Annotated in this window: 11 protein-coding genes; 9 read left to right on the forward strand and 2 right to left on the reverse strand. The window is 67.8% G+C overall.

The features are described 5' to 3' along the window. Window position 1: 1 nt before the first annotated feature. From ASC70_RS13260 to ASC70_RS13275, 4 genes are all read left to right on the forward strand, one after another. The gene (locus tag ASC70_RS13260; RefSeq protein ID WP_200939219.1) at window positions 2-2,614 is read left to right on the forward strand and encodes a glycoside hydrolase family 3 protein; all 2,613 of its coding nucleotides are present in this window, start codon (window positions 2-4) and stop codon (window positions 2,612-2,614) included. Further along, the gene (locus ASC70_RS13265; protein ID WP_056050794.1) at window positions 2,611-4,062 is read left to right on the forward strand and encodes a glycoside hydrolase family 125 protein; all 1,452 of its coding nucleotides are present in this window, start codon (window positions 2,611-2,613) and stop codon (window positions 4,060-4,062) included. The genes ASC70_RS13260 and ASC70_RS13265 overlap by 4 nt, the downstream gene beginning before the upstream one ends. After that, window positions 4,059-6,386: a GH92 family glycosyl hydrolase gene (locus tag ASC70_RS13270; protein ID WP_235519383.1), complete on the forward strand. Its 2,328-nt coding sequence runs from the start codon at window positions 4,059-4,061 to the stop codon at window positions 6,384-6,386. Before ASC70_RS13265 ends, ASC70_RS13270 begins: the two co-directional genes overlap by 4 nt. Before the next feature lie 69 nt (window positions 6,387-6,455). Then, a complete protein-coding gene (locus ASC70_RS13275; protein ID WP_056050796.1) occupies window positions 6,456-8,531 on the forward strand; it encodes an alpha-L-fucosidase in 2,076 nt (691 codons plus the stop codon). A 48-nt stretch (window positions 8,532-8,579) separates the two neighbouring features. Here the strand turns inward: ASC70_RS13275 and ASC70_RS13280 are convergent, their stop codons facing one another. Further along, complete coding sequence (locus ASC70_RS13280) at window positions 8,580-11,522, reverse strand: TonB-dependent receptor domain-containing protein (protein ID WP_056050798.1); 2,943 nt, start codon at window positions 11,520-11,522, stop codon at window positions 8,580-8,582. A 234-nt stretch (window positions 11,523-11,756) separates the two neighbouring features. On the opposite strand from ASC70_RS13280, the gene ASC70_RS13285 reads away from it, so the two are divergent. From ASC70_RS13285 to ASC70_RS13300, 4 genes are read left to right on the forward strand one after another with little or no spacing between them, the layout of a single operon-like run. Then, window positions 11,757-12,332: an RNA polymerase sigma factor gene (locus tag ASC70_RS13285; RefSeq protein WP_056050800.1), complete on the forward strand. Its 576-nt coding sequence runs from the start codon at window positions 11,757-11,759 to the stop codon at window positions 12,330-12,332. Beyond that, a complete protein-coding gene (locus ASC70_RS13290) occupies window positions 12,310-13,263 on the forward strand; it encodes a FecR family protein (protein ID WP_056050802.1) in 954 nt (317 codons plus the stop codon). The genes ASC70_RS13285 and ASC70_RS13290 overlap by 23 nt, the downstream gene beginning before the upstream one ends. A gap of 59 nt (window positions 13,264-13,322) precedes the next feature. Next, window positions 13,323-16,517 (forward strand): TonB-dependent receptor, encoded by a 3,195-nt coding sequence (locus ASC70_RS13295; RefSeq protein WP_056050803.1) that lies wholly within the window; start codon window positions 13,323-13,325, stop codon window positions 16,515-16,517. A gap of 21 nt (window positions 16,518-16,538) precedes the next feature. Then, window positions 16,539-18,230, forward strand: coding sequence for a peptide-N4-asparagine amidase (locus ASC70_RS13300; RefSeq protein ID WP_156396202.1), 1,692 nt, complete (start codon window positions 16,539-16,541; stop codon window positions 18,228-18,230). Between the two features lie 171 nt (window positions 18,231-18,401). On the opposite strand, the gene ASC70_RS13305 is transcribed toward ASC70_RS13300, so the two are convergent. Then, entirely contained in the window at window positions 18,402-18,911 is a 510-nt protein-coding gene (locus ASC70_RS13305; RefSeq protein WP_056050807.1) for a nuclear transport factor 2 family protein, read from the reverse strand. On the opposite strand from ASC70_RS13305, the gene ASC70_RS13310 reads away from it, so the two are divergent. Continuing rightward, window positions 18,910-19,845: a LysR family transcriptional regulator gene (locus tag ASC70_RS13310; protein WP_056050810.1), complete on the forward strand. Its 936-nt coding sequence runs from the start codon at window positions 18,910-18,912 to the stop codon at window positions 19,843-19,845. The genes ASC70_RS13305 and ASC70_RS13310 overlap by 2 nt on opposite strands. Window positions 19,846-19,849 lie beyond the last annotated feature (4 nt).

A 19,849-nucleotide genomic window follows, 5' to 3' on the forward strand; every position in this document is an offset into this window, starting at 1 on the left:
GATGCTGCGTTCCAAACTTCTTACGGCGTCCATCCTGCTGTTCGCCACCGGAGCCCAGGCCACCGAGGCCCCCTCGGCCCTGGTCTCCCGCCTGACTCTGGAGGAGAAGGCCGCTCAGTTGCAAAGCGCCGCGCCGCCGGTTCCGCATCTGGGGATCCGAGGTTACGAGTGGTGGAGCGAGGGCCTGCATGGCTTGGCCCGCAATGGGCCGGCCACGGTGTTTCCGCAGGCCATCGGCCTGGCCGCAACCTGGGACGAGGCTCTGCTAGGCAAGATTGGCGAAGCGGTTTCGGTCGAGGCGCGGGCCAAGTTCAATGGCGTCCGCTATCGCGATCCGGGCCGCTATGAAGGCCTGACCATCTGGTCGCCCAACATCAACATCTACCGCGACCCGCGCTGGGGGAGGGGGCAAGAGACCTACGGCGAGGACCCGCATCTGACAGGGACGCTGGCCGCGGCCTTCGTGCGCGGCGTCCAGGGGCCCGATCCCGATCATCCGCGCGCCATCGCCACGCCCAAGCACTTCGCGGTGCACTCCGGACCCGAGGCGGGGCGGCACGGCTTCGACGTCGATGTCTCGCCCCAGGACCTGGAGGCCACCTACCTGCCGGCTTTCCGCCAAGCAGTGGTCGAGGGGCAAGCGCGGTCGGTGATGTGCGCCTACAACGCCATCCATGGTTTCCCGGCCTGCGCTTCTCCGTTGCTGCTGGAGCAGACCTTGCGCCGGGACTGGGGGTTCAAGGGCTTCGTCGTCTCGGACTGCGACGCGGTCGACGACATGACCCAGTTCCACTACTTCCGCCCGGACAACGCCGGCTCGGCCGCCGCGGCCCTGGTCGCCGGCGATGATCTGAACTGCGGGAACGCTTACGCCCAGTTGCCGGCTGCAGTGCGTCGAGGCGATCTCGACGAGGCCGTGGTCGATCGCGCCGTGGCCCGGGTGTTCGAGGCCCGCGCGGCGCTGGGCGCGCTGCTGTCGCCCGATCCCGCCAATCCTTACGCGAACCTGGGCGGGGACGCGGTGAATGCGCCGGCCCATCGCGCCTTGGCGTTGGAGGCGGCGCGCAAGTCGATCGTGCTGCTGAAGAACGACAAGAACCGCCTGCCGCTGGCCTCGACAACGAGGATCGCGGTGATCGGCCCGGACGCCGACGCCTTGGAGGTGCTGGAGGCCAACTACCACGGCACGGCCGTCGATCCGGTGACGCCGCTGCAGGGACTGCGCGCCCAATGGGGCAAGGGAAACATCCACTATGCTCAGGGCTCGGCCGTCGCGGAAGGCGTGCCGGTCGCCGTGCCGGAGACCGCCCTACGCACGGGCGTAGGCGTCGACGCTGCTCAGGGACTGACCGGGTCCTATTTCGACGATCCCGCCTTCACCGGCGCGCCGCGGGCCATCCGGACCGACCGTGTCGTTAATTTCGATTGGGATCGCACGGCCCCGGCGCCGGGCCTGGATCCGACCCGCTACGGCGTGCGCTGGACCGGCGCGCTGGTTCCGCCCGGCCCGGGCGAATACGCCCTGGTCGTGGGCGTCGCCCGCTGTTTCGACTGCAAGGGCCATGATCCGGTGCGCCTCTGGGTCGACGACAAGCTGGTGGTCGACGATAACGGCTCCGGCAAGGCGGTGGAGGCGGTGCTGAACTTCCCCGACGCCCGCCCGCGCCGCATCCGCCTGGAGCTGTCGCACACCGGCGAGGACCAGGGCTTGCGTTTGCAATGGCGCGCCCCCGCCGCGTCCCAGCTGGCCGAGGCGGTCAAGGCCGCCAGCCAGGCCGACGTGGTCGTGGCCGTGGTCGGTCTGTCTCCGGATGTCGAGGGCGAGGCGCTGCAGATCGCCGTGCCGGGCTTCGACGGCGGCGACCGCACCGACATCGCTCTGCCCGCGCCGCAGCGCCGGCTGCTGGAGGCGCTGGCCGCGACCGGAAAGCCGTTAGTCGTGGTGTTGACGTCCGGCGGCGCGGTCGAGCTGGATTGGGCCAAGACTCACGCCGACGCCATCCTGGCCGCCTGGTATCCGGGACAAGCCGGCGGGGTGGCGCTGGCTGAGACGCTGGCGGGGCTGAACAATCCGTCCGGCCGCCTGCCGGTGACCTTCTACCGGTCGGCGCGCGACCTGCCGCCGCTTGTCGAATACGCCATGAAGGGGCGCACCTACCGCTACTTCGCCGGCGAGCCGACCTACGGGTTCGGTCATGGCCTCAGCTACACCCGCTTCGACTACGGTGCGCCGAGCCTCTCGACGGCCACGCTGAAGGCCGGTGACGCGCTGGTGGTGGAGGCCGAGGTGGCCAATGTCGGCGGCCGGGCCGGAGACGAGGTCGCCCAGGCCTATCTGATCCCGCCCAAGCCGGCCGACTATCGAGGGCAGCAGGCCGACCGGCTCCTGCTCCGGACCCTGGTCGGCTTCGACCGGGTGACGCTGAAGCCCGGCGAGCGACGCAAGGTCCGGTTCGCCCTGTCGCCACGCGATCTCTCGCAGGTCGCGCGCAACGGAGAGCGCGCCGTGGTCCCGGGACGCTACACGCTGTTCGTTGGCGGCGGGCAACCGGGCCAGGCGCCGGGCCACGAGGTCAGCTTCACGATCGAGGGCCGGCAGGAGCTTCCGCGATGAGCATCCGTCTTTCCCGCCGTCAGGCCCTGCTGGCGGGCGCTGCCGCCGCCCTGGCCGCGACGCCCGCCGTCGCCGCGCCGTTCGTCTCGCGCCGTCCGCCGCCCGAGGCGCGGCGCTTCGTCAGTCCCGCCGTCGAGGGCCTGATCAAGCAGGTGAAGGCCAAGGTCGCCGATCCCGAACTGGCCTGGCTGTTCGAGAACTGTTTCCCCAACACCCTCGACACCACCGTCTTCCTCGGCGAGGCCGGCGACAGGCCCGACGCCTTCGTGATCACCGGCGACATCGACTGCATGTGGCTGCGGGACTCCTCGGCCCAGGTCTGGCCCTATCTGCCATTGGCCGCCAAGGCGCCGGAGCTGCGGACCCTGTTTCGTGGCGTGATCGGCCGCCAGGCCCGCTGCATCCTGATCGACCCCTACGCCAACGCCTATATGCGCGATCCGACGGCGCGGACGAACCTGAAGTGGTCGCAGCAGGACGTCACCGACATGCGGCCCGGCGTGGGTGAGCGGAAGTGGGAGATCGACAGCCTCTGCTATCCGATCCGCCTGGCGCACGGCTACTGGCGCGCCACGCACGACGCCGCCCCGTTCGACGCGGAATGGCGCGAAGCCATGGCCGTCGTCGTGCGCACCTTCCGCGAGCAGCAGCGCAAGACCGGTCCGGGACCCTACAGCTTCCAGCGGCCCAGCACCCTGGCGACCGAGACCCTGATGCTGGAAGGCAAGGGCGCGCCGACCCGCAAGGTCGGCCTGATCCACTCGATGTTCCGGCCGTCTGACGACGCCTGCGTCTATCCGTTCCTTATCCCGTCCAACCTGTTCGCCGCGGCCAGCCTGAGGCAGCTGGCGGAGCTGGCGCGCGAGGTGATGAACGATCCGGTCTTCGCCGCCGATTGCGCGGCCTTCGCCGACGAGGTCGCGGCGGCGCTGCGGGCCCACGGCCTGACCCGCGATGCCGACGGACAGCCGGTCTGGGCCTTCGAGGTCGACGGCTACGGCAACGCCCTCTTCATGGACGACGCCAATGCGCCGGGCCTGATGAGCCTGGCCTATCTGGGCTGCGTCCCGCACGACGATCCGGTCTTCAAGCGTACCGCCCGCTTGGCTTGGAGCGCACGCAATCCGTACTTTTTCAAGGGAACGGCGGCCGAGGGGATCGGCGGCCCGCACGCCGGCCTGGATCTGATCTGGCCGATGTCGATCATCATGCGGGCGCTGAACGCCCTGGCCGATGGCGACGACGCGACCGTCCTGGCCAGCTTGAGGCTTCTGAAGGCCACGCACGCCAGCACGGGCTTCATGCACGAAGCCTTCCACAAGGACGACCCGACCAAGTTCACCCGCGACTGGTTCGCCTGGGCCAACACCCTGTTCGGCGAGCTGATCGTCGAGATCACCGAACACCGTCCCGCCCTGCTGGCCCGCCCCCTGGAAACGACCGCATGACCCAAGTTCCCGCCATCGATCGCCGCGGCCTGATGGCCGGAGGGGGACTGGCCTGCCTCGCCGCCGCCGCGCCGGCCGCCGCTGCGCCGCGCCGGGCGTTGTGTGACTTCGTCGATCCGTTCATCGGCACGGGCGGCCACGGCCACACCTATCCGGGCGCCACCCTGCCATTCGGCATGGTGCAGCTGAGCCCGGACACCAGCAACAACGGTTGGGATTCCTGCTCTGGCTATCATCAGCAGGACGGCTCGATCATGGGCTTTTCGCACACCCATCTCAGTGGAACGGGCTGCGCCGACCTGCTGGACGTTCTGGTCGTGCCGGCCACCGGGCCGGTGCTGCTGACGCCGGGCGAGCCCGGCAAGCCCGACGACGGCTATCGCTCGCGCTATGACCGCGCCAGCGAGCATGCCTCGCCAGGCTACTACCGAGTACGCCTGACCGACACGCGCATCGACGCCGAGCTGACCGTGACCGAGCGGGTTGGCCTGCACCGCTACACCTTTCCCAAGGGCGAGCCGGGCCATCTGCTCATAGACCTGCAGCACGGCCAGAAGGACTGGTGGGAGAAGTCGCCGGAGACCCGGGTCAAGAATGCAGTCCTGCGCCTGGTCGGCGACGACACCCTGGTCGGGGCGCGGCGGGTGTTCCAGTGGGCGCCGGGACGATGGATCTATTTCGCGCTGAAGCTGTCGCGGCCGTTCAAGGATGCTCAGCTATACGCCGCCGACCAGCCGCTGTCGGCGGACGCGCGCGAGGCCAAGGGCGAGAACCTCAAGTGCGTGCTGCGCTACCCTGACGCCGGCGCGGCGCCGTTGCTGGTCAAGGTCGGCCTGTCGGGCGTCGACATCGAGGGCGCCCTGGCCAATCTGGAAGCAGAAGCGCCGGGCTGGGACTTCGATGGCGCGCGCCGCTCGGCCCGCGAGACCTGGGAGAAGGCGCTGTCGTCGGTCCGGATCGATGGTGCGTCCGAGACCGACGCGAAGATCTTCTATACCGGCCTCTATCACAGCCTGCTGGCGCCGACCCTGTTCAGCGACGTCGATGGCCGTTATCGCGGCATGAACCAGAAGGACCACAAGGTTCCGGCTGGTCGCCGGAACTACAGCACCTATTCCCTGTGGGACACCTACCGGACCCTGCACCCGCTGCTGACCCTGGCCCAACCGGCCCGGGCGGCCGATGTGGTCGCCGGCCTCGTGCCGATGGCCGAGGAGAGCCCCAAGGGACCTTCGGTCTGGCCGCTGCAGGGGATCGAGACCGGCACCATGAACGGCTGGCACGCCGCCGTCGTCCTGGCCGAGGCCCAGGCCAAGGGGCTGGGCGGCCTGGATCCGGTCCGCACCTGGAAGGCGTTCCGCAAGCGCGCCTTCGACGACGATGTGTTGGGCCTGGATTGGTACAAACGCCTGGGCTTCATCCCGGTCGACGAGGTGATGGAGGGCGCCAGCCGCACGCTGGAATACGCCTATGACGACTGGGCCATGGCGCATCTCGCCGCCGCGGCCGGCGCCCACGACGACGCCAAGGCCCTGCTGGCCCGCTCGCGCAACTATCGCCACCAGTTCGACGCCGAGACCCGGTTCATGCGGCCGCGCAACGGCGACGGCTCCTGGGTGACGCCGTTCGAGCCGCGCGCCATCGGCCACATGGACAAGTGGCGCGACTTCACGGAGGCGAATGCCTGGCAGGCGACGTTCCTGACCCAGCATGACCTGTATGGCTACATGGAGCTGTTCGGTGGCGAGAAGGGCTTCGAGGCCAAGCTCGACGGGCTGTTCACGGCCAGTTCGGAGATGCCGCCGGGCTCGCCGCCCGACATCGCGGGCCTGGTCGGCCAATACGCGCACGGCAACGAGCCCTGCCACCACGTGGCCTACCTCTACGCCTATTGCGGCGCGCACCATAAAACCCAGGCCCAGGTGCGGATGCTGCTGAAGAGCCAGTATCAGGCCAAGCCGGATGGCCTGTCGGGCAACGAGGACTGCGGCCAGATGAGCGCCTGGTACGTGATGAGCGCCCTGGGCCTCTATCCCGTCGATCCGGTCATGGGCGCCTATGTCTTCGGCTCGCCGCTGTTCCCGCGCGCCGAGATCGCGATGGGCGAGGGCCGCCGACTGGTGATCGAGGCCAAGAACGTCGCGCCGGATCGCTTCTACATCCAGTCGGTGACCTGGAACGGCGCGCCGCATGACCGGTGCTGGATCGGCCACGACGAGTTGGCCAAGGGGGGGCGGTTGATGTTCCGGATGGGCGCGCGGCCGAACCCGGCGTTTGGCGCGGCGCGGTCTTCGCGTCCGCCCTCGGCGCCGAAGTTCGCATGAGATCGCACCGCCGCCGGCTGATCCCCGATCCCGTTCCTTCTTCCGCTTCTTACTGACCGGAACCTGTTGATGCGCCCCGAACTGCACCTGTCCCGCCGCCTGCTGCTGGCCGGCGTCGCCGTCTCGGCCTTCCCAGCCATGGCCCGCACGGCCGGCGACTTGACGCCCTACGGGGCGACCCCGTCAGCGCGGCAACTGGCTTGGCACGGGCTCGAGACCTACGGTTTCGTCCATTTCTCGATCAACACCTTCACCGATCGCGAGTGGGGCTATGGCGACGAGTCGCCGGCCCTGTTCAATCCGACCGACTTCAGCGCCGACCAGATCGTGGCGGCCGCCAAGGCGGGCGGGCTGAAGGCGCTGATCCTGACGGCCAAGCATCACGACGGCTTCTGCCTGTGGCCCAGCCGCTTCACCGAGCACAGCATCAAGAACAGCCCCTACAAGGACGGCAAAGGCGACATCGTCCGGGAACTGTCCGAGGCCTGCGCGCGCGGCGGGCTGAAATTCGGCCTCTACCTGTCGCCTTGGGATCGCAATCACGCCGACTACGGCCGGCCCGAATATGTCACCTACTACCGCAATCAGCTGCGCGAGCTGCTGACGCAATACGGGCCGCTGTTTGAGGTCTGGTTCGACGGGGCTAATGGCGGCGACGGCTATTATGGCGGCGCGCGCGAGGTGCGGAAGATCGGGCCCAACTACTACGACTGGCCGTCGATGGTCGCCTTCGTCCATGAGCTACAACCGATGGCCGTGACCTTCGACCCCAAGGGAGCGGATCTGCGCTGGGTCGGCAACGAGCGCGGCTTCGCCGGTGATCCGTGCTGGGCGACCATGGACGACGGGCCTTACACCGAAGCCAAGGGCATGAGCGGCGTACGGGGTGGTTCGGTCTGGTGGCCGGCCGAGGTCGACGTCTCGATCCGCCCCGGCTGGTTCTGGCATGCCTATGAGGACGCCGAGGTGAAGTCCGCCGGGCGGCTGCAGAAGATCTATTTCGAGTCTGTCGGGCGTGGGACCAACCTGCTGCTCAACCTGCCGCCTGATCGGCGCGGCCGCATCCCGGAAGAGGACGTGGCGGCCCTGACGGCGTGGGGCAAGGCGCGGCGCGCCCTGTTCGCCCGCGACCTGGCCGACGGCGCTCGCGCCCAGGCCAGTAGCGCGCGGGCCGGTCACGCCGCGGCGAACGTGCTGGACGCCTCCCGAGACACCTATTGGGCCTGTGACGACGGCGCCGTGTCGCCGGAACTGGTCCTCACCCTGCCTGAAGCACGGACCTTCGATGTGGTGCGGCTGCGCGAACATCTGCCGCTGGGCCTTCGGGTCACGGCGTTCGCGCTGGACGTCTGGGACGGCGGCTGGCGCGAGATCGCCCGTCACCAGGGGATCGGCGCCCAGCGGCTGGTGCGCCTGGCCGCTCCGCTGACGACCGCCAAGCTACGCCTGCGGGTGCTGGACGCGCCGGCCGGGCCCGCGATCAGCGAGATCAGCCTCTTCCGCCAACCTGTCCTGGTGGATCCGCCGGCCATCCAACGCGACCGGCAGGGTATGGTGACGATCGTCGGCGACGCGCCGGGGCTGGAGCTGCGCTACACCGTGGACGGCGCGGCGCCGACCCGGGCCGCCACACGCTTCACCGAGCCCTTCGCCCTGCCTGAGGGCGGGGAGGTGAGGGCAGTGGCGGTCGAGCCGGCCAGCGGCGTGACCAGTGCGCCGGCGCGAAGGGTCTTCGACGTGCGCAAGTCCGACTGGCGTATCGCGCAGGCCAGCGCGCCCGGCGCCGAGGCCCTGATCGACGACGAGCGCGGCTCGGCCTGGCGAGCGCCGGCGCCCTGCGCGGTGACGCTCGATCTCGGAAAGGCCAGATCACTAGGCGGTTTCATCCTGACGCCGGCCTGGGACCGGACGCAGGGCGCTGGCGCGCCGTCAGGCTATCGGGTCGCGACTAGCCTTGATGGTGTCGCCTGGACTCCGACGGGCGAAGGCGAGTTCGCCAATGTCGCCGCCAGCCTGGCGCCCCAGCGCGTGACGTTCGCCCATCGACAGGGACGCTATCTGCGGCTGGAGGTGACGCGGACTGCGGGCGGTGAGACGCAGGTCGTATTCGCGGAACTGGACGTAATCACCGTCGCGGGCCGCTAGCCCGGTGCGAAAGACCGCGCCGTCGTGAGACGGCGCGGTCCGCGCGGGTCAGAAGTTGTATTGCAGGCTGACGTTCACCGCCCGGCCGAGCGGGTCGTAGAGACCGGTATAGGTGTTGGGGTTGTTGGTGGTGCCGTCGACGAAGGTCGAGGGGACCACCGGCGGCGACTTGTCGAGCAGGTTGGTGATCGCGATCCGCGCGGTCATGTCCTTGACCACCATCACCGACGCGGCCAGGTCGAAGTAGCTGTAGGCCTTCATCTTGGTCAGGATCTTGTAGCCCTGCGAGCCGCCGCCGCCATTGATGGCGTTGTCGGCGCTGTTGGCCGTCAGCTTGGTGGAGCCGATATAGCGCCAGTTCAGCGACAGGGTGCTGTTGCGCCACGGCGTGCTCCAAGTAGCTCGCATGTTGTGAGCCCATTTCGGCGCCGGGGCGTAGCAGGTCGGCGCGCCGTAGTAGCCCGCGCAGTCCGAGGCCGGCGTGGTCGGCGAGTCCTGCCCCATGCTACGCAGCATCAGCGTGCCGATCATGTTCAGGTCCATCCGGCCGAGGTCGCCGATGCCGAAGTTGTAGCTGACCTGAACATCGTCGGCCTTGTAGTTGAGAATGTTGGTGTTCTCGGTGCCGCCCGAGATGAAGCCGGTGGTCGTCGAGGTCCCATCGAGACGCCCGGTGGTCGGGTCGCGCTTGACGAAACGGCAGTAGTACGGAAGGCCCGTGGTCAGGCAGTTCGACAGGGCCACGTTGGCGTCGATATAGCCGATGAAGTCCTTGATCTTGATGTCGACGTGGTCGATCGAGAACAACAGCCCCGGCACGGCCGAGGGCGTGTAGACGAGGCCCAGGGTCTGGGTGATCGCCTTCTCCGGTTGCAGGTTGATATTGCCGCCGCCGGCATAGCGGCGGCAGCCTTGCGGTCCGCAGTCGGGGATCGACTTTGCGGCGTACTGCGCGGCCGTCACGCCGGTGTTGGCGCACTGGGCCGCCGTCGCCGCGCCGGATAGGCTAAGCGAGCTCGACGAACACGGGTCCGTGCCGTTGTAGCTGAAGTTCCGCGGCGAATAGAGTTCGGAAATGTTGGGAGCGCGCGCGGCCGAGTTGTAGCTGAACCGCACCAGCAGATCGCGGACCGGGCGATAGAGGCCCTCGACCTTCGACGTGTAGAGTTCCTTCTTCTGGTTGTCGTACTTGGACGCCCGCAGGCCGGTGTTGAACACCAGGCTCTTAACCAGGGGCAGGTCGTTGGCGATCGGCAACTGGGCTTCGCCGTACAACTCCTTGACGCCGTAGTGGCCGCTCGTGGTGCTGAACCAGCCCTCGTAGGCGACGGTAGCTGCATCGGCCAGGACCTTCAGGCTCTCGCGGCGGTACTCCCCGCCCACGGCGATGGCCACACCTTCGCTGGCCCACGGGCTCTTGATCCCGTATTGGCCGAGATCGCCGGCGAGGTTGATCGTGACGTCCCGCTGCTCGACGACGTTGGTCCAGCGATAGTTGTCATAGGCGTAGGGATAGACCTTGGGGTCGATCTTGTTGGCCTGGAAGATGTTGGCCGCGACGCAATTGGTGTCGGTTTTGTCCACCACCGATTGGCAGGTCGGCGTCCCGTTGACATTGACGACGTTCACCGTGCGGGCGAAGCGATCGCCGTTGATCTCGTTGCGGTCGGACAGCGTGTTCTCGACGCGCGAGCCGATGAAGTTGACGTCGTAGTGCCAGCCGTCGAACAGGTCGCCCTTCAGCCCGGCGCTGAGGCGGTAGTCCTGGTTCACGATGCGGTTCTGGACCGGGATGCTGCCGGGACCTTCCTGCAGCAGATAGTAGTCGGCATTGACCAGGCTGGCGCTGCCCGCTGCCGCGCCGCACAGGCTCTGGGCCTGGCTCGCCGACATGAACGGATTGTTGCAGTTGATGCTGAGAGACTGGCCGTAGGCGCCGGACTGCTGCTCGATCGAGACGTCGCGCATCACCAAGAGATTGGCGTAGGCCTCGACGGCGTCGTTGAAGCGGTAGTTGGCGAACAGGCCGCCGGTGAACCGCTTGTCGGCGCGGATGAAGTTCCAGTCCTTGCGGGTGTTGCTGGCGTAGTCGGCGGCGTTAGCGGTCGAGACGAAGCTCTGGGTCCCGTTCTTGTTGATGTAGTAGCCGCTGCCGGCGTTCTGGCCGCTGCTGATGTCGAGGCGGCCGTAGGGGGTGTACTGGGTGTTGGAGGAGCACGACAGAGCCGTGGTGCTGGCCGCGATGCGACAGGCCGAATAGTCGCGCGCGCCCCATTTGACCGGGTTCTGTTCGCGGTAGTCGGCGAAGATGCTGATGTTGCCGGCGCCGTCGGCGAAGTTCTTGCCCGCGGCGAAGTTGATGTCCCAGCGGCCGCCGTCGGTGACGTGTTGGGCCGGCACGGGGAAGTTCGGATATTGCGAGATCAACCCGCGAACCGCCATGTCGTCATTGGTGTGCTGGAAGAAGCTGTAGGAGGCGTTGACCTGCACGCCGTCGAACTTCTTGTTCAGCACGAAGTTCACCACGCCCGCCACGGCGTCCGAGCCGTAGGTCGAGGAAGCGCCGCCCGACAGGACGTCGACGCGCGAGATCAGGGCCACCGGCACGATGTTGAGGTCGATCGCCTGGACGGGCAGCAGCCGCTCGCCATCCAGCAGCACAAGCGTGCGCTGGTTGCCCAGCCGACGCAGGTTCACCTTGGCCTGGCCGCCGTTGTCGAAGCCCGCGCCGAACTGGTTGTTGTCCGCGCGGACCTGCGGCAGGCGGTTGAGGGCGTCCTCGATGTTCATCACGCCCTGGAACTGCAGCTCCTGCTTGTCCATGGTAACGATCGGCGCGGCCGACTGGGCGTTCGGCCGGCGGATGCGCGTGCCGGTCACGACGACCGTGTCGACGGTCGAGGCCTTGTCGGCGGCGGTGGTTGAAGCCTCGGTCTGCCGAGCTTGGGCGGCCTGAGAGCAGGCCAGGGCCGATACGGCGATGGACGCCATGAGCCCCGCTTTGAAGCGACCAGATTTGCCAACCATCTTGATGAACCCCTCTGGGCGCGGGTGAATTCCCAGCGTCCCTAAGGGTCAAGACGGACGCGCAACGGCGTTCCTTGAGCAGTTGACGAAAATATATGATTTTCACGACAAATCACTGTCGAGCGGTGATCGCGTTCTTGACTTGTGACCGCCTCGCGCCGTCCCTAACGGACGTTTCCGCCGAGAGTCTTCGCCCCCGTGTCGTCCGAACGCGAGCGTATCGTCCAATGGGTCGCCGAGGAGATCATGCCGCACGAGGCGGGCGTGCGCGCCTGGCTGCGGCGTTCGCGCGTGCCGCCCGACGAGATCGACGACCTGATGCAGGAAGCCTACGCCAAGCTGGTGGGGCTGCGCAGCATCGACCAGATCGAGAGCCCCGACGGTTATTTCTTCCAGGTCGTCCGCAACCTGCTCACGGACAAAATGCGGCGCGCCAAGGTGGTGCGCATCGAAACAGTTACGGAAATCGAGGCGCTGTCCGTCTGTTCAGATGAGCCCTCGCCCGAGCAGGCCACGGCCGCGCGTCGCGAGCTGTCCCGGGTGCGGGCTCTGATCCAAGCTTTGCCGGAGCGTTGCCGGCGGGTATTCGAACTTCGAAAGGTCCTGGGCGTGCCGCAACGTGAAATCGCCCGGCGACTTGGTATCAGCGAGAGCGCCGTCGAGAACGAGGCGGTCAAGGGCATGCGCCTGATCATGCGCGCGCTTGAAGCAGAGGGCGCCGAGGTGCGCGGCGACCGGATGAGAAAGACGAATGATCGATCGCGAAAGGGCTGAGGATATCGAGGCGGAAGCCGCCCGATGGGTCTGGCGGCGCGATCGTGACGGTCGCACGGCCGAATTGGAAGCCGGGCTCGAAGCCTGGCTCGCGGGAGACGTGCGCCGTCAAGGCGCCCTGTTGAAGGCCGAAGCGGTCTGGACGCTTTTGGAGCGGGCGCGGGAAACCACGACGGGCCCGGTCGCCCGGCAAGCGCGATCGACGTCGCGCCGGGCCTGGCTGGCCGGGGCGGGGGTCGCCCTGGCCGCGTCGATGGCGGGTGTCGGCGTCCTGATCCTGCGTGAGGATCGCTTCAGCACGCGCGTCGGCGAGGTTCGTCGCGTGCCGCTGAAGGATGGTTCGACCGTCGCCGTCAACACAGCTTCCGAGGTCGATGTGGCCTTCCAGAGCGAGCAGCGCACCGTTCGCTTACGGTCGGGCGAGGCCTGGTTCCAGGTCGCGCGCGACGTCCAGCGGCCCTTTGTGGTCGAGGCCGGCGCGGTGCGCGTGCGCGCGGTCGGCACGGCGTTCTCGGTGCGGCGGCGGCCCGACGGCGCCGAGGTACTGGTCACCGAGGGCGTCGTCGAGGTCTGGGCGGAGGGCGCGTCCAGCGCGCCCGCGCGTCTGAAGGCCGGGCAGGGCGCCTTCGTCGCGGACGCCATCGGCCTGCGCGCGACAGCTGCGCCAGCCGCCGTCGATCGCAAGCTGGAGTGGCGCTACGGCAAGATCGACCTGGCGGGCGAAACCCTGCGCGAGGCGGTCGCCGACTTCAACCGCTACAACGACCGCAAGCTGGTCATCGGCGATCCCAGGATCGCGGACGAACGCTTCTACGGCGTCTTCAATACCGGCGGTCCGGAGGCCTTCGCGGCGGCGGTCGGCGCCAGTCTAGGAGTCGAGGTCGAGGTTCACGGCGACGAGATTGTCCTGGGCGGGAGGCGCGCGTCTTAGCCTTGGCGCTTCTTCCTCGATCACGGTCATCGCGCGGACGCCGACGGAGCGCGGTTGTGATGACCATGGTTTTGGCCATGGCCCAGCCCGCCGCGGCGGCCCAAAAGACCTTCCGGATCAAAGCCCAGGCCGCCGGGCCAGCCGTTGCGGAGTTCGCCCGTCAGGCGGACGTCCAATTGCTGCTGGCGGCCGCCGCCGCGCGGGGCAGGCGGACCAACGCCCTGGACGGCGCCTTCGACGTCGCCGATGGCCTGGAGCGCCTTTTGAAGGGCACCGGCCTGCGTGCACGGCAGATCGGACCTGGGGTCTACGCGCTCACCTTGGAGACCAAGCCGGCGCCGACGCCTGGGGCCGTCCTCGCGCCGCCGCGGCCCCCGCTTCCCGATACCGCCGGGCCGGCTTCGCTCGACGAACTGGTGGTGACAGGCACCCGTATCCGCCGCGCCAACACGACGGCCGCGGCGCCGGTCACGACGCTTTCCCAGGTGAGCTTGAGGCTGGGCGGCGTTCTCAATCTGGAGGAGGCGCTCAACCGCCTGCCCGAGGCGCGAGCCGACACGACCCAGTTCACCAACGGATCGGACGCCGACGGGCGGGCTCAGATCAACCTGCGCAATCTGGGCCACCAGAGGACGCTGATCCTGTTGGACGGCGAGCGTCTTGCGCCCGTCCAAGCGGTCGACCTGAACATCATTCCGACCGCCCTGGTTCGCAGGATCGACGTCCTCACCGGCGGGGCCTCGACCACCTATGGCTCGGACGCGGTGGCCGGGGTCGTCAACGTCATGCTGGACCGGGACCTGGACGGGGTCCGGATCGACGGCGGCTACAGCGTCTATCAGCACACCAACGACGACATCGCCATTCGAGGCGTGACCGCCGGCTTTCCCAGCGTGAAGAGTCCGCCGCGGCGCGTGACCGACGGCGTGCGCAAGGACCTGACCATCGCAGCCGGAACGCGCTTCGCCGGCGGACGCGGCGACATCCTCGCGTTCGTCGCCTATCGCGGTCAGGATCCCGTGCGGTGGAAGGATCGTGACTTCTCCGCCTGCCGGATCGTCGCGACTGAGGACACCAGCGCGCCGTCCTGCGCTGTCAGCACGCTCTACACCCACTACGGCCGATTCCAGCCGACCACCGGCCCTTCGGCCGGGCGGGTCTTCTACGCCGCCGCCGATGGCGCCTTCGCGCCTGGCGAGGATGGCGCCCCCTATGCCGCCAATACGCGCGAGACCTTCAACTTCATGCGGTCGGACGAGCGACGATCGGCCGGGGTGTTCGTCAATTTCAAGGTCGCCGAAACGGCGGAACTGCACGCCGGCCTGCTCACCATGAAGGACGCGACCTACAGCCAGTTCTACCCGTACATCAACGCCGCCGACGTTCCAGCGGGCGGCTTCCAGATCAGCTGCCGCAACCCGTTCCTGTCGACCAGCCAAGGCGCACTGCTCTGCGGCGCGGCGGCCGGAACCGATCAACGGGTCTCGACCCAGTACACGGCCATCATGAGCGGTCTCGGCGACCGACCGCTGCGCGCCGAGGCGATCAATCAGGACTACCGGATCAGCTTGGGGGTGCGCGGCGAGGCGCTGGAGCATTGGCGCTATGACCTGAGCGCGGTCCGCTCGACGGTGTTCAGTTCGCTATCCGACAGCAACGAGATTGACCCCGACCGGCTCGCCAACGCTCTGGACGTCGTGCTGGTCGGCGGTGTTCCGACCTGCGCCGCCAAGCTCGCGGGAACGGACCTCGCCTGCGTCCCGGCCAACATCTTCCGCCCGAACGCCTTGGATCCGCGCTTCTTCGCCTACGCCTATCGCGACTACGTATGGGCCAACCATTACGGTCAGACCGATCTGATCGCCAACCTGTCAGGGGACCTGACGAGCTACGGCGTGAAAAGCCCCTGGAGCGCTCGCGGCCTGGCCGTGGCGCTCGGCGCCGAATATCGAGCCGACTCCCTCAAGCAGAAGATCGACGCCGAGGCGCTGGCGTTCGAGCGGCTGAGCCCGCCGCTGCGGGGACGTCAATCGGTCTACGAGGCCTATGGCGAACTGCAGGCGCCGATCACCGAGGGGCGGCCCGGGATCGAGCGCCTGGAGGTCACCGCCGGCGTCCGCTATTCGAAGTACAACACTGGCGAAGGCCTTCTGCCGACCTGGAAGTACGAACTGCAGTACCAGCCGACGCGGGATTGGTTGGCGCGGGCCAGCTTCAACCGGGCCGCGCGCGCGCCCAACATCTCGGAACTCTACACGGGTTCGACCTACGGCGTGGTCAGCCTGTCGGATCCCTGCTCGGGTCCCTCGCCAGCCGCGCCGCTCAAGGCCTGCCAGCGCACGGGCGTGACCGCGGCGCAGTACGGGCGAATTCCGGACTGTCCAGACCAGCTGTGCCAGACCTACGGCGGCAACGGGAACGTTGGCCTTCGTCCCGAGAATGCCAGAACCCGGACGATCGGCCTGGTCTACACACCGCACGCCCTAGCGGGGCTGAGCCTCTCGGCTGACTACTATCGCATCGTGGTGAAGGGCTATATCGGGCCGATCCTGGCCGACAGCGTGCTGCAGAACTGCCTGGGCAAGGGCGCGGACTACTACTGCCGTTTCGTGCATCGCGCCGTCGACACCGGCGCCCTGTTCGGGGATCGGGCCACGGGCGGCTACATCGCCGCCGGCGCCCAGAACACCTCGTTGCTGGTCAACGAAGGGGTGGATGTCCAGGCCGGCTACGATGTTCAGTTGGGCGATCTAGGGCGGCTCGACCTGAGCCTGACGGGCGTGCGGTTGATCAAGACGGGGGGCAAGAGCGCGCCGGACGACCCACTGCGCAACTGCGCCGGCTATTTCGGCCCGCCCCATTGCTACGCGCCGCAGCCGCTCTGGCGTCACAACTTCGTCGCGACCTGGCGCTCGCCCTGGCGCGAGGTGGTGGTGTCCCTGGTCTGGCGTCATATCGGCCCGACGCGACTGTCGGCCAACAGCGCCGATCCGGCGGTCAGCGAGGGCGCGACGCCCTACGCCTACCGACCGTTCAGCCGGATCGAGGCCTACGACTATTTCGATCTTGGGGCTTCGCTGCGGTTGCGACCCGGCCTGACGGTCCGCCTCGTGGCCAACAATCTGTTCGACCTCACACCCCCGGTCGTTCCGTCGACCTTCGTGGACGGCACGACCAACAATCCGAACACCTACACCGGAACCTACGATCCGCTGGGGCGCAACCTGCAGCTCGCCTTCAGCCTGGATTTCTAGCCCCCTTTCAGAGTGCCCTCCGTGACGCGTCATCGATCCCTGCTCTCCGTCCTCGCCATCGCGCTTGGCCTCGTCGCGCCCATGGCCGCCGCTCGGGCGCAAGGCCCCGTCCTCGCCGGCGTCGTCAGGCCTCCGCGTCCCGCGCCAGGCGTCAACACCATCGCCGAAGTCGAGCCGCGCGTTGCACGGCCGCCGGGCCGGCCTTGCGTCGCGCCATTGTTCGCGCCGCGGCAGTTCGAGGGCGTCGAGCCGGTCGCCTTCTCCTATGCGCCGCCCGCGGATTGTCCCGGCCCCTGGGCCAAGGTCGTGCTGGAGGCCGATTTCGACGTGACCGCCGGTCGGCAGTTCGACCGCACCGCCATCATCCACCTGGGCGGCGTGAACCTCTATTACGGCACTACGATGGAGCCGCGCCGCGCGATCGCGCCGGCCTGGCATGTGGAGCGCGACGTTACCGACTACGCCGCCTTGTTGGCGCGTCCGGGCGCCGGCGAGGTGCTGATCGCCAACATCGTCAACGAGACCTACACCGGACGCCTGACAGCGAGCGCGTGCCTGCTGTTCTACCCAGCTTCCACCGGTGCGCCGGTTTCGACCGCACCGCAGATCGTGCAGCCGATCTCCGACGGGCTGGCCAAACTTTCCAAGGATCAAGACCGCTTGGCTCGGTCCGTGGTGCTGCCGACCAATGTCGAGCGCCTGGTCCTCGACGTTATCGCCCAGGGCCAGGCCGACGACGAGTTCTGGTACGACTGCGTTCCCGACGCCCTGGCTTCCGAAAAGGAAGGTCGCTGTGGGGGAGGGGCCTTCCGACAGGTCGAGGTCTTCGTCGACGGCCAGCGCGCCGGCTTGGCCGCCCTGTTTCCGTGGGTCTTCACAGGCGGGATCAACCCGTACCTGTGGTTTCCCGTCCCCGCCCCGGAGACCTTGAATTTCACGCCCTCGCGGGTCGACCTGACGCCATTCGCCGGGCTCATGAATGATGGGCTGCCGCATCGGATCGAGGTCGCCGTTCCCGGCGTGCGCAACTACTATCTGGTCACCGCCACCCTGCTGGCCTGGCGCGACGAGCGAGCGGCATCGACCTCTGGACGCCTGCTGCGCAATACACTGGGGGCGGCACGGGAGAAAACGGAGGCGCGCCGGGTCCGGACGGACCAGCAGGGCCTGAATGGCCGGATCGTCACGCGCCGAGCGCAGGACGGGGAGGTGGCGGGCGTTCTCCAGACCTCACATGGCGAAGTGGTCACAGCGGTGCGCTACGCCATGTCGTTTTCCAACCGCCAGGACTATGTCTCCAACGACAAGGTCCAGATCGGGCGCGTGCGGCAATCGACGCGTATGCGCATTCTTACCCGGCGCACCGATGCATCCGGGACCGTGAAGCGTCTGGAAACCGCCAGCTATCCGCTGAACACCGTCACCCGGGAAACGGCCACGCCCGAGGGAACCGACCAGACGGCGGACGTCGACCTGACCTTGGCCCGGACCGAGCGCGAGGTTTCTTCGGACGGTCGTATTCGGTTCCGCTCGCTGAGCAATCGCGTCACACCCACGGCTCGCGGCCAGTTCAACCGCACGGCCCGGCGCTTCCAGAACGCTTCTGGGACGTCGGTTCAACGCTTTCGGTTCGAGGACAGCGAACTCGGCTGCTATGGACGCACCGTAGTCGTGAAGGACAATGCCGTCGCCGCCGCGCGCGATGGTTGCTGAACCGATTTCGGGAAGGCCGGTCCCAAAGGATTGGCCGGGAAGGCGTTCAAGATCGGCTTCGCTTGGTCGCAGCAGGCGTGATAGCTGATCGCGTCCTGGAGGGCTGCCGAGCGAGGCCCGAATCCAACGGTTACCCGTTGTGGACGTTCGACACGGGCGATGACCGTCCGCTCAGTCCAAGGCCTCCGCAGCGAACACCTTCTGAACGATCTGCCAGCGTCCGCTAAGGTTGAAGCACGACAGCAGGTCGGTGACTTCACGTGACGGCATCCGCAAACGGAGCTTGAGCATGGCCATGTCGCGGGTGATCGCGATGGCGAGAATCTCGTCAACGCGTGCGACGCCAGCGTCCCGCGGCGAGGTCATGCCTCCGACCGCGTCGAGCCAAGCGGATAGGGCGGTGACCAGCACACTGTCGTCGTCGCCTCTCCGGGTTATGGAGGCGGTCGGACTGAAGATGGTCGCGAACTTGCCGGCGTCCAGCTCGTAGGAGGCGTCGAAGTAGATTTGCGCCAAGGCGATCAACCCGCCTACGTTGTCCTTCGACGAAGCGTTCAACGGCGTCATTGCGGTTTCCTTCAAATCCAGCGTCTCGCTCGGTTTAAAGAAAGGCCCGTCGATGTTTAGTCGGCGCCCGCTAACCAGCCTTGTAAGCTGACCTAACCAATCGCAGACGACCATGGACACGCCCCTTCTGTCCGCTGGTGATTTCAACCAGCTCCGCGCCTTCGTGGCGGTCGCCGGCTCGCTGAGCTTCAGCCGCGCGGCCGAGAGCCTCGGCGTTTCCTCCTCGGCGCTCAGCCAGACGGTTCGCGCGCTTGAGGAGCAGGTCGGGGTCAGCCTGTTCAACCGGACGACCCGCAGCGTCTCCCTCACCGAGGCGGGCGCCAAGCTGTTCGATCGGGTGCAGCCTGCCGTCGAGGCGTTGGCGGAGGCGCTGGGCGAAACCCGCGAGCGCCGAGCCGACCTGGCCGGCATCGTGCGCATGCATTGCTTCCGGGCGGCGGCGGATCTCTATCTCACGCCGATCCTGCGCGCTTTTAACGACGCCTTTCCGCACGTGATCCTGGATATCACCCTCGACGACGCCGTGGTGGACATAGTCGCCGGGCGATATGACGTCGCCATCCGACTTGGAGAGGTCATCGACAAGGATCTCATCGCGGTGAAACTCGGCCCGGACCTTCGCCAGACGGCCGTCGCTTCGCCCGACTATCTCGCCCGTCACGGGACGCCGACCCATCCGCGCGACCTGCTCGCCCATCGCTGTATCGGCTGGCGCTGGCCTGGACAGACCGCGCCCTACAAGTGGGAGTTCATGGAGAACGGCAAGTGGTTCGAGATCGCCGTCGACGGTCCCTTGATCTCCAACCTGAAGGACTTTGGGGTGAAAGCCGCGGTCGACGGGGTCGGCGTCGCCTTCGCCAGCCAACAGCTGATCGCGCCCCACATCCTCCAGGGGAATCTCGTTCCGCTGCTCGAGGCCTGGTCCGCGCCCTTCCCGGGCTACTATCTCTGCTATCCGGCGCAACGGAGAATGGCGCCGCCGCTCCGCGCCCTGATCGACACTATCCGGAGCGGTCCTCTCGCCCGGAAGGCGGCGAGCCGCGACTGAGGTC

Origin of the sequence: Caulobacter sp. Root343, from assembly GCF_001425745.1 — a bacterium.
GTDB lineage: Bacteria > Pseudomonadota > Alphaproteobacteria > Caulobacterales > Caulobacteraceae > Caulobacter.